Origin of the sequence: Streptomyces glaucus, from assembly GCF_039533365.1 — a bacterium.
GTDB lineage: Bacteria > Actinomycetota > Actinomycetes > Streptomycetales > Streptomycetaceae > Streptomyces > Streptomyces glaucus.
In genome coordinates, this window is the sequence record NZ_BAAATK010000095.1 from 1 (window position 1) to 11156 (window position 11156).

8 protein-coding genes are annotated in these 11156 nt (G+C 74.3%); 5 read left to right on the forward strand and 3 right to left on the reverse strand.

All coding sequences use genetic code 11. The features are described from left to right. Positions 1-179 precede the first annotated feature (179 nt). From ABD363_RS31790 to ABD363_RS31800, 3 genes are all read left to right on the forward strand, one after another. Positions 180-785 carry a GTP-binding protein gene (locus tag ABD363_RS31790; RefSeq protein ID WP_344609901.1) on the forward strand — a complete coding sequence of 202 codons (606 nt, stop codon included), beginning with the start codon at positions 180-182 and terminating at the stop codon, positions 783-785. 206 nt (positions 786-991) lie between these two features. Beyond that, positions 992-1801 (forward strand): M15 family metallopeptidase, encoded by an 810-nt coding sequence (locus ABD363_RS31795; RefSeq protein WP_344609903.1) that lies wholly within the window; start codon positions 992-994, stop codon positions 1799-1801. 47 nt (positions 1802-1848) lie between these two features. Then, on the forward strand, positions 1849-2385 hold the full coding sequence (locus ABD363_RS31800) for an NUDIX domain-containing protein (protein WP_344609905.1): 537 nt from the start codon (positions 1849-1851) through the stop codon (positions 2383-2385). Between the two features lie 54 nt (positions 2386-2439). Here the strand turns inward: ABD363_RS31800 and ABD363_RS31805 are convergent, their stop codons facing one another. Continuing rightward, entirely contained in the window at positions 2440-4803 is a 2364-nt protein-coding gene (locus ABD363_RS31805) for a glycoside hydrolase family 31 protein (protein WP_344609907.1), read from the reverse strand. A 213-nt stretch (positions 4804-5016) separates the two neighbouring features. Here ABD363_RS31805 and ABD363_RS31810 point away from each other — a divergent pair, with 213 nt between their 5' ends. Next, positions 5017-6993, forward strand: coding sequence for an acetoacetate--CoA ligase (locus ABD363_RS31810; protein ID WP_344609909.1), 1977 nt, complete (start codon positions 5017-5019; stop codon positions 6991-6993). Positions 6994-7603: 610 nt separating this feature from the next. Then, on the forward strand, positions 7604-8497 hold the full coding sequence (locus tag ABD363_RS31815) for a hypothetical protein (protein ID WP_344609911.1): 894 nt from the start codon (positions 7604-7606) through the stop codon (positions 8495-8497). 91 nt (positions 8498-8588) lie between these two features. Here the strand turns inward: ABD363_RS31815 and ptsP are convergent, their stop codons facing one another. Together ptsP and ABD363_RS31825 are read right to left on the reverse strand one after the other, a co-directional pair. Further along, on the reverse strand, positions 8589-10259 hold the full coding sequence (gene ptsP, locus ABD363_RS31820; protein WP_344609913.1) for a phosphoenolpyruvate--protein phosphotransferase: 1671 nt from the start codon (positions 10257-10259) through the stop codon (positions 8589-8591). 76 nt (positions 10260-10335) lie between these two features. After that, entirely contained in the window at positions 10336-10785 is a 450-nt protein-coding gene (locus tag ABD363_RS31825) for a PTS sugar transporter subunit IIA (RefSeq protein ID WP_344609915.1), read from the reverse strand. Between the last annotated feature and the right edge of the window lie 371 nt (positions 10786-11156).

The following is an 11156-nucleotide window of genomic DNA, read 5'->3' on the forward strand; positions in this document are numbered from 1 at the left end:
CCGCGCGCCCGGAGCGCCGGGCGCCGGCCGGGCGGAGCGCGCGGACGGCGCGGTCGTGGAGCCGGACGGCGGCGCCCCGGCGGGCGCCGGCCCCGGCGGCGTGCCCCTCATCGAGACCCCTGGCGGCGGAGGCTGCGGTTCCCCGTCGTCCCACCCCCATCGAGCAGGAGAAGAGACCGATGATCTTCGGGCGTTCTGAGCGCGGCAAGCCCCCGGTCGAGCCCGTCACGCTCAAGATCCTGGTGGCCGGCGGCTTCGGCGTGGGCAAGACCACCCTCGTCGGCGCGGTCAGCGAGATCAGGCCGCTGCGCACCGAGGAGCTCCTCACGGAGGCCGGGCGCCCGGTCGACGACCTCCGCGGCGTGGAGGGCAAGCACACCACCACCGTGGCCATGGACTTCGGCCGCATCACGATCCGCGAGGGCCTGGTGCTGTACCTCTTCGGCACGCCCGGCCAGGAGCGGTTCTGGTTCATGTGGGACGAGCTCTCCTCGGGAGCGCTCGGTGCCGTCGTCCTCGCCGACACCCGGCGCCTGGAGGGCTGTTTCGCCGCCATCGACTACTTCGAGCGGCGCTCCATACCCTTCCTCGTCGGCGTCAACTGCTTCGACGGAGCCCCCCGTTACCCCGCGGAGGACGTACGCCGGGCCCTCGACCTCGATGCCGGCGTCCCGCTGGTGATGTGCGACGCGCGCGACCGCGAGTCCGTCAAGGAGGTCCTGATCGGCGTCGTGGAGCACGCGATGGCGTACACCGCCGACCGCCGCCAGGCCGTCGCCACCTGACGCACGCGCCCGGCCCGCACCCCGGCCCGCACCCCGGCCCGCACCCCGGCCGCGGCCGGGGACCGCGCGCCGGGTCGACGGCACGCCCGGCCCGCCGGGAAGGCCGACGGCGACGGCGGGCGGACGGCACGAGGCCCGCCCGGCGGGGCGCGGACCGCGCGCGATCGCTTCCCGGGCGGACCCCGCGCCTGATAGATGCACTGAGCATGACACGAATCTCCCGCGCGGTACGCGGACTGGTCACCGCGCTCGCCGCCCTGCTCGCCATGACCGCAGCCACCGCCCCCGCCCACGCGAGGACCGGCCCCGGGGCGCCGGAGGACTTCGTGGCCCTCAGGAGCGTGGACGCGACGATCCTTCAGGAGATGCGCTACTTCACCCGGCACAACTTCGTGGGCGAGCGCGTCGACGGCTACCGGCAGCCCCTGTGCCTCCTCACCCGCCCGGCCGCCGAAGCGCTGCACAGGGCCCAGACCAGGCTCCTGCGCCGGGGCTACACGCTCAAGGTGTACGACTGCTACCGGCCGCAGCGCGCCGTCGACCACTTCGTCCGCTGGGCACGGGACCTCGACGACCAGACGATGAAGGCCGAGTTCTACCCGGACGTCGACAAGTCCCGGCTGTTCGCGGACGGTTACATCGCGGAGAAGTCCGGTCACAGCCGCGGCTCGACGGTGGACCTCACGATCGTGCGGCTCCCGGCGGAACCGACCCGGCCGTACCGCCCCGGCGAACCCCTCGTCCCCTGCTTCGCCGCCCAGGGGGAACGCTTCCCCGACAACTCCGTCGACATGGGCACGGGCTTCGACTGCTTCGACCCCCTGTCGCACACCCTCGACCCGCGCGTCCAAGGCGAACAGCGCGCCAACCGGCTGCTGCTCAAGGACACCCTGGAGGACCTCGGCTTCGTGAACCTGGCCGAGGAGTGGTGGCACTACACCTACCGGCCCGAGCCCTACCCCGACACCTACTTCGACTTCCCGGTGTCCTCGGGGTCCCTCGCCGGCGGCCGCTGACCCGCCCGCCGCGCACGCCGCTTCCGCGGTCGGATACAGTCCGCCGCGTGTCCGAGACTCAGCACTCCGCCCCCGACGCGGCGCCGGGTTCGCACTGTTCCAGCTGCGGAGCGCCCTACGGCGAGGGCGTCTCCGGCTGGCCCCGCACCTGCCCGGCCTGCGGCGCCGTCGCCTACCGCAACCCGCTGCCGGTCGCGGTGGCCCTCCAGCCGGTGTACGACACCGGGGGGACCGCCCTGGTCGTCATCACCCGCACCGTGGCCCCCGCACGCGGGGGGACGGCCCTGCCCGGCGGCTACGTGGACGACCGGGAGGACTGGCGGCGGGCCGTCGTACGCGAGCTGAAGGAGGAGACGGGCATCGACGCGGCGAGCCGCGACGTCCGGCTCGCCGACGCGATGAGCTCGCCGGACGGGCACCTGCTGCTGTTCGGGCTGCTGCCGGAACGCCCGGCCGAGGCCCTGCCGCCGTCCGCCGCCACGGACGAGACGGACGGCTGGCACCTCCTGCGCCGGCCGGCGGAACTCGCCTTCCCCCTGCACACCCTGGCCGTGCGGGCCTGGTTCGAGGGCCGCTACACCTGACCCGGCGCCCGCCGGGCCCGCGCACGGGGGCCGCCTGCGAGCCCGGGAACGGGCTCAGCGCCCCCCGAGCCCGCGGACGCGCACCGGGTGAGGCGGCTCGCTCCCGCCCTCGCCCTCCCGCTCGACGACCACCCGCCGGCCCTGCCCGCGGGTGACGTAGCGCTCGATCCGCGGCCTGCCCCAGCCGTCACCCGCGTCGAGGACCACCACCCCGCCGCCGGTCCGCCCCGGAGAGGGCGCCCACACCTCCAGTTCGAGCCCGCCGTCCCGCCCGCGCACGGGAAGGACGGCCCCCGCGCGCGCGAACACCGGGATCCGCGCCGGGGGAGCGTCGACGACCACCTGCCCCGGCCCCTCGTACACCCGCTCCGTCGCCGTGTCGTACCAGCGTCCCCGCGGCAGCCGCACCGCACGCCGGTCCGTGCCCGGATCGAGCACCGGCGCCACCAGCAGGCAGTCGCCCAGCAGGAAGGCGTCCTCGCAGTCGCGCAGCGCCCGGTCCTCGGGCGCCGCCCACCACAGGGGCCGCACATAGGGAGCCCCCGTGCGCCGGGCCAGATGCGCCAGCGTGACGAAGTACGGCAGCAGCCGCCGCCGCTCGACGAGCGCCGCGCGCGCGTGCTCCAGCACCTCCTCCCCGAACTCCCAGGGCTCCCTGCGGCCCGCCCGCGGGCCCGCGTGCGTGCGGAACAGCGGCAGATAGGCCCCCAGCTGGAACCACCGCAGGTACAGCTCCGGCGACGGGCTCCCGTCGAACCCGCCCACGTCCGGTCCCGAGTACGGCACGCCGCACAGCCCCAGCCCCAGGACCAGCGACAGCGACGCGCGCAGCCCGGGCCAGCCCGTGGCCACGCCACCGGACCACGCCCCGCCGTAGCGCTGCAGGCCGGCCCACCCGGAGCGGGAGAAGACGAAGGGCCGCTCCTGCGGGGCCAGCTTCCGCAGCCCCTCGTACCCCGCCCTGGCCATGCACAGCGCGTACACGTTGTGCGCCTCCCGGTGGTCGCCGCCCCGCCCCTCCAGGGCGTGCCGGGCGGACCGCGGGAGCGTCGGCTCCCCGAAGGCGGCGAAGGAGGTGGGTTCGTTCATGTCGTGCCAGAACCCCGAGAACCCCTGCGCGAGCCGCTCCGCGTACAGCCCGCCCCACCACTCGCGCACGCCCGCGTGCGTGAAGTCCGGGAACACCGCCTCCCCGGGCCGCACGACCCCCCGGACGACCCGTCCCCCGGCGTCCCGCACGAACGCGTCCGCGGCGCTGCCGCTGTCGTACACGGCGTCGCCGGGCGCGGCCCCGACCGCCGGGCCGACGACCGAGACCAGGCGGATCCCGTCCCGCCGCAGCTCCTCGGCGAGCACGGGCAGCTTGGGGAACCGGTCCTGGTCCACGGTGAACACCCGGTGGGCGTCGTAGTGGTCGACGTCCAGGTGGACGGCGTCGAGCGGCAGGTCGCGCTCCTGGTACCCGGCGACGATCCGCCGCAGCTCCTCCTCGCTGCCGAAGCCCCACCGCGCGTGGTGGTGCCCGAGCGCCCACGCCGGCGGCAGCGCGGGCGCCCCCGTCAGCGAGGCCCAGGTGCGCAGCACGCGCGCGGGGGTGCCCACCATCACCCAGCAGCGCAGCGGGCCGCCGTCCATCCGCAGCACGCTCGTACCGGGCCGGTCGTGCCCGGAACCGGCGCCCTCCTCGCCCTCCCGCAGCGTCACCGCACCGTCCCACGGGTTGTCGTGGAACAGCAGGTGCGTGCCCGCGTCGGCCACCACCAGCTGCACCGGCATCGTGAGGTGCAGCGGGTCGTCGCCGGGGCCGAAGGCGCGGCCCGGGTCGGTGTTCCACAGCCGGTAGGTGCCGTCCCGCAGCCGGGGCCCCGAGGCGCGCCCGCCCAGCCCGAAGAACCGCGCGTCCGCGGCCACCTCCGACCGCTGCATCCAGCGCGCCGGACCGCCGCCGACCGGCTCCCACCACCGGGGCGGCCGGTCCCGCCGCAGCACCACACCGCCGGGCGTGCGCACCTCGATCCCGCCGTCCCGCGAGACGACGACCGTCACACGTTCGGCCACGACCCGCCAGCCGCCGTTCTTGTCCGGCTCCAGCACCACACGGCGGTCCGGCTCGGGACAGCGGCCCGCCAGCGCGTACGACGGCTCCGGGCCGGCCCCGTCCCAGCCCCAGAAGACCGCCCCGTTCACGGCGACGACGATCCGCAGCTCCGAACGGTCGAACCGGACGGTGCCGCCGCCCACCCCGGACTCGACCTCCCGTATGGACCCCGGCACCCGCGCGCGCTCGGCGCCCCGACGCGGCAGCCCCGCCGCGTCGGCACGCCTCCTGCGCCACGCGGCCCGTACGGTGCGCAACCCCTGGGCCGCCCCCGCCGAACCGACCGTTTTCACCGAACGCACCAGGTCACGACCGTCCATGCTGCTCAGCCTGCCATCGACCGCCCCGCACGAGGGCGGCGTTCAACTCCCGTTCACCCATGTCCGGACCACATCTTCACGACACGGACCATGTGGGGCGAACCCTGGTGCGGGGGTCGATCACATGGCATCGTCCGTGTCAGCCGCGTCACGCGCACACCCCAGCCCGTGCGCGGAGGACGCACACGACGCGCACAGTCCGGGAGCCGCCCCATGCCGACCGTGAACCCGCAGCCGCTGTGGCAGCCAGATCCGCAGCGTATCGCCCAGGCACGGATCACCAAGTTCCAGTCCTGGGCCGCCGAGCACCACGGGGCCCCCGCCGAAGGCGGCTACGCGGCCCTGCACCGCTGGTCCGTCGACCGGCTGGACACCTTCTGGAAAGCCGTCACGGAATGGTTCGACGTACGGTTCGCCACCCCCGGCACGCGCGTGCTGGGCGACCGCTCGATGCCCGGCGCCCAGTGGTTCCCCGGAGCCACCCTGAACTACGCCGAGCACGCCCTGCGCGCCGCCGCCACCCGCGCGGACGAACCGGCCCTGCTGTGCGTCGACGAGACCCACGAACCGCGCCCCGTCACCTGGGCCGAGCTGCGCCGCCAGGTCGGCTCCCTCGCCGCCGGGCTGCGCGCCCTCGGCGTACGCCCCGGGGACCGCGTCAGCGGCTACCTGCCGAACATCCCCGAGGCCGTGGTCGCCCTGCTCGCCACGGCCGCCGTCGGCGGCGTCTGGACCTCCTGCGCCCCCGACTTCGGCGCCCGCAGCGTCCTGGACCGCTTCCAGCAGGTGGAACCGGTCGTCCTGGTCACCGTCGACGGCTACCGCTACGGCGGCAGGGAGCACGACCGCCGGGAGACCGTCGCCGAGCTGCGCCGCGCACTGCCCACCCTGCGCGCCGTCGTGCACGTCCCCCTCCTGGGCACCGAGGCTCCCGAAGGCGCCCTGGAGTGGTCGTCCCTGACGTCCTCGGACACCGATCCCGTCTTCGAGCAGGTGCCCTTCGACCATCCCCTGTGGGTGCTGTACTCCTCCGGCACGACCGGCCTGCCCAAGGCCATCGTGCAGTCCCAGGGCGGCATCCTGGTCGAGCACCTCAAGCAACTGGGCCTGCACTGCGACCTCGGCCCCGGGGACCGCTTCTTCTGGTACACGTCGACCGGCTGGATGATGTGGAACTTCCTCGTCTCCGGCCTGCTCACCGGCACCACGGTCGTCCTGTACGACGGCAGCCCCGGCCACCCGGACACGGGCGCCCAGTGGCGCGTCGCCGAACGCACCGGCGCCACCTTCTTCGGCACCTCGGCCGCCTACGTCATGGCCTGCCGCAAGGCGGGCGTGCACCCCGGCCGCGACCACGACCTCTCCGCCGTGCGGTGCGTCGCCACCACGGGCTCGCCCCTGCCGCCCGACGGCTTCCGCTGGCTGCACGACGAGTTCGCGAAGAGCGGGGCGAGCCGGTGGATCGCCTCCGTCAGCGGCGGCACGGACGTGTGCTCCTGCTTCGCGGGAGCCGTGCCGACCCTGCCCGTGTACACCGGCGAGCTCCAGGCGCCCTGTCTGGGCACCGACCTGCAGTCCTGGGACCCGAGCGGCCGGCCGCTGGTGGACGAGGTCGGCGAGCTCGTCGTCACCAACCCCATGCCGTCGATGCCGATCCGCTTCTGGAACGACCCCGACGGCAGCCGCTACCGCGACAGCTACTTCGCCACCTACCCCGGCGTGTGGCGGCACGGCGACTGGATCACCGTCACCTCCCGCGGCTCCGTCGTCGTCCACGGCCGCTCCGACTCCACGCTCAACCGCCAGGGCGTCCGCATGGGATCGGCCGACATCTACGAGGCCGTCGAACGCCTCCCCGAGATCAGGGAATCGCTCGTCGTCGGCGTCGAGCAGCCGGACGGCGGCTACTGGATGCCCCTGTTCGTGCACCTGGCCCCCGGAGCGACCCTCGACGACGCCCTCCTGGACCGCATCAAGCGGACCATCCGCGAACAGCTCTCCCCGCGCCACGTCCCCGACGAGGTCATCGAGGTACCGGGCGTCCCGCACACCCTCACCGGCAAGCGCATCGAGGTCCCGGTCAAACGCCTCCTCCAGGGCACCCCGGTGGAGAAGGCGGTCAACCCGGGCTCCATCGACGACCTCGGCCTGCTGCGCTTCTACGCGGAGCTGGCCCGCAGGCGCGGCTGAGCCGGAGGCCGGCCGCCGGACCCGGCCGGCCCCGGACCCCACCGGACACGACGGCGAGGTCCGGGGCCCGCCGCCCGCCTCCGGCCCGGCACGGCTGTCGCCCCCGCCGACCGGGTGACCCGGGGCGGTGCCACCGGACCCCAGGGGTGCCGTCACAGGCGCTGATCAGGGTCCGAGCACCGTCCGGCCGGACGCGAGCCCCGGCCACCCCCCACGCGTCCGCCCCGCTCCCCGAGTCCCGGCCCCGCCGCGTCCGCCGGGCACGGGCGACCGCCGCACGCGAGCCGGCGCCGGCCGGCGGGCCGTGCACCGCCCCTCGCAGCGGACGGCCGGCCCGAGGCGGCAGCGGCCGCCCGCCCCGGCGAGCGAGCGCCGTCGGACCGCCGGCCGCCGCGGCCCACCGCAGGCGGAGCCCCGGTACCTGCCGACCCTTCCCGCACACGCACCCACCGCGCCGACGGTCCCGCCGTCCGGCCCGCCTTCGCCACCGTCACCGCCCTGAGCTGCGCCGTTCAAGGCCGCCTGGTACGTGATCGCCTCGCGCGACCCCCGTTGTCAGTGCCGCCGGTTACTGTGAGTGAGCATTGATCGACCGTGCACAGGGGGAAACATGGCGCACACCGACCACCAGACCATGCGACGCGTCCTGCGCCGCGAAGTCGCCGGCACCATCGGCGTGCTGACCGACGAGCACGACTTCCGCGCCATGCGGCGCTACCGCAGCTTCGCCTTCGACGACCACACGACCTACCTCGAACAGGTCGAGGCCCTGCTCAGGTCCCGTGCCTCCCGGGGCGACCACACCACGGTGGCCCTTTTCGACCCGGAGGAGTACGCCGAGTTCTGCGCGGAGACCGGCCTCGACCCCGACCTCTCGTCGAGCCGCGCCCGGTTCACGGCCGAACTCGCCGCCACGGGCGCCACCCTTCCCTACGACGGCCGGCCCCTCGCCGATCTCCTCCCCACCCTCATCGACGAGGCCGTCCGGCACGCGACCTGGGAATACGCGGCCACCCTCCTCGCTCGCCTCGGCCCCTGCGCCTCCTGCGGCGAGGACATCGGCCACGCCGCCTTCACCCGGGCCTCCGACCTCCTCGCCCGCATCCTCGACACCGCCCCGCCGGGCCACCGGCACCTGGTCTGCAGCGTCTCGGGAACCCCGGAAGCCCTCGTCGCCGTCCTCCACGCCGACGACGATCCCGACGGCGCCACGCAACTGGACGAGGCCGAGGCCCTGGAGTTCACCACCGTCCTCGCCCTCGGCCTCGCCGCGCACAGCCCCGGCGGACTCGTCATGCGGACCACCGCCCCCGGCCTTCCCGACCGGGTCTACGGCTGGCGCCTGCGCGGATACGGCCTCGAACCCCTCACCGCCGGGGAGGTCTTCGACGCCTACTGCACCGACGTCGAGTCCGGGGACCTGATCTCCCCGGAGTCGAACGTCGACTACTGCGAGCCACCGGACCTCGGAGAGGGGGATCCGCAGTCGGGCCACCGGCACTGAACCCCGGCGGAAGAACGCGGGAAGGGGCGCCCCACCCGTGGGTGGGGCGCCCCTTCCCGCACGGAGGCGCCCGTCCGGCGGCACCCCGGAGCTACTCCCCGGACAGCACCGCCCGGGCCGCGTTGCGCGCCTCCTCGGCACTGTCCGCCGCCCGCGCGGCCGCAGCGGCCCGCTCGCACTGCGCCAGCGTGTACTTCGCCAGCGCCGCCCGGACGTAAGGGATCGACGCCGCGCCCATGGAGAGGGAGGTGACCCCGAGCCCGGTCAGCACACACGCGAGCAACGGGTCCGACGCGGCCTCACCGCAGACCCCGCAGCTCTTGCCCTCGGCCCTGGCCGCCTCGGCGGACAGCGCCACCAGGTCGAGCAGCGCGGGCTGCCACGGATCCTGCAGGCGGGACACCGCACCCACCTGACGGTCGGCGGCGAAGGTGTACTGCGCGAGGTCGTTCGTCCCCAGCGACAGGAACTCGACCTCCTGCAGGATCGAGCGCGCCCGCAGCGCGGCCGAGGGGATCTCGACCATGGCGCCGAACTTCGCCCGCAGCCCCGCCGCCCGGCACGCCTCCGCGAAGGCCTTGGCGTCGGCGCGGTCCGCCACCATCGGAGCCATGACCTCCAGGTGGACCGGCAGCCCCTCCGCGGCCCTCGCCAGCGCCGTCAGCTGGGTGCGCAGCACCTCGGGGTGGTCCAGCAGCGTCCGCAGACCGCGCACGCCCAGCGCCGGGTTCGGCTCGTCGGCCGGCGTCAGGAAGTCCAGCGGCTTGTCCGCGCCCGCGTCCAGCACGCGCACGACCACCCGGCCCTCCGGGAACGCCTCGAGAACCTGCCGGTAGGCCGCGACCTGCTTCTCCTCGGACGGCGCGTTCCTGTTGTCGTCGAGGAAGAGGAACTCGGTACGGAAGAGACCGACGCCCTCCGCCCCGGCCTCGACCGCGGCTGCCACATCCGCGGGACCACCGATGTTCGCGAGCAGCGGCACCTTGTGCCCGTCGGCGGTGGCGCCCGGCCCGGTCGAGGCGGCCAGCGCCGCCTTGCGCTCGGCCGCCGCGGCTTCGAGCTGCGCCTTCTTCTCCTCGCTCGGATTCACGAAGATCTCTCCGGTGCTGCCGTCGACGGCGATGACCGTTCCCTCGGCAAGCTCACCGGCGCCCGGCAGCGCCACGACGGCCGGCACACCGAGCGCCCGCGCCAGGATCGCGCTGTGGCTGGTCGGACCGCCCTCCTCGGTGACGAAGCCGAGAACCAGAGCCGGGTCCAGCAACGCCGTGTCGGCAGGCGCGAGGTCACGCGCCACAAGCACGTACGGCTCGTCGCTGTCCGGGACACCCGGCATGGGCACCCCCAGGAGACGGGCGACGATACGGTTCCGTACGTCGTCGAGGTCGGCCACGCGACCGGCCAGGTACTCCCCGGCCGCGGCCAGCAGCTCGCGATAGGCGGCGAACGCGTCGTACACCGCGCGCTCGGCCGTACTGCCGACGGCGATGCGCCGCTCCACGTCCGTCATCAGCTCGGGATCCTGGGCCATCATGGCCTGCGCCTCGAGCACCGCCTGGGCCTCGCCACCCGCCAGATTGCCGCGCGCGATCAGGTCGGCCGCCACGGCTTCCACGGCCTTGCGGGCGCGACCCTGTTCACGCTCCGCCTCCTGCGCCGGGATCTGCTTGGCAGGCGGTTCCAGCACCGCCGTCCCCATGTGCCGAACCTCGCCGATCGCCACACCGTGGCTGACGCCGACGCCTCGCAGCGTTGTCTCCATCTCACCCGTCTCCGATAGTGCGGCGGGTCCCGCCGCGGTGGTCCATCTACTCGCCGTCTTGACGACGGCACCGACGTCACTGCCAGAGGAAGAGGCTGTCGCCGGCCTTCACATCGCCGCTGTCGCGGAGATCGGAGAGGGCGTCGGCCGTGGCCTCGAGCGCCACGACCGGGCAGACCGGGGACTTGCCGGCGGCCTCCACGGCGGCCGGGTGCCAGCGCACGACGCCCTGTCCCCGCGTGACCGTGTCGCCCTTGCTCACCAGCAGCTCGAAGCCTTCACCGTTGAGCTGCACCGTGTCGATACCGAGGTGGGTGAGCACGCCGTGACCCTGCTCGTCGACGACGACGAAAGCGTGCGGGTGGAGGGAGACGACGACTCCGTCCACGGGCGCAACCGCCTCGGACGGCTCTCGCACGGGATCGATCGCCGTACCCGGGCCGACCATGGCCCCGGAGAAGACCGGGTCCGGCACCGCTGCCAGCCCGATGGCGCGTCCTGCGAGCGGGGACGTCACGGTGGTCATGGGAAGCCTCCCAGGAGTGGGGATCTACAAGGGCCGTCACCGCCTGTCCCGGACGGCGAGCTGGCCAGCAGCGTATGTCATACGAAGTACCGGTTCCGTATGAGTGATCCCGATTCGTGGTCTAGACCACACCCCGCATCGATTTGCACCCACTCGGCGGTCCCGTGTACAGTCGTACTCCCGCTAGGGGCTGAGCGACGCAACCAGGCGTCCTTGCCTCACAGCGCTCAACTCATCAGATCCTATCTCCGGGTCACCTCCTGCATGCTCGCAGGACGGTGGTCGGAGCACCGGGGAAACGCTGGTAGAGTTGAGAACACCGAAGGGAAGCGCCCGGAGGAAAGCCCGAGAGGGTGAGTACGAAGGAAGCG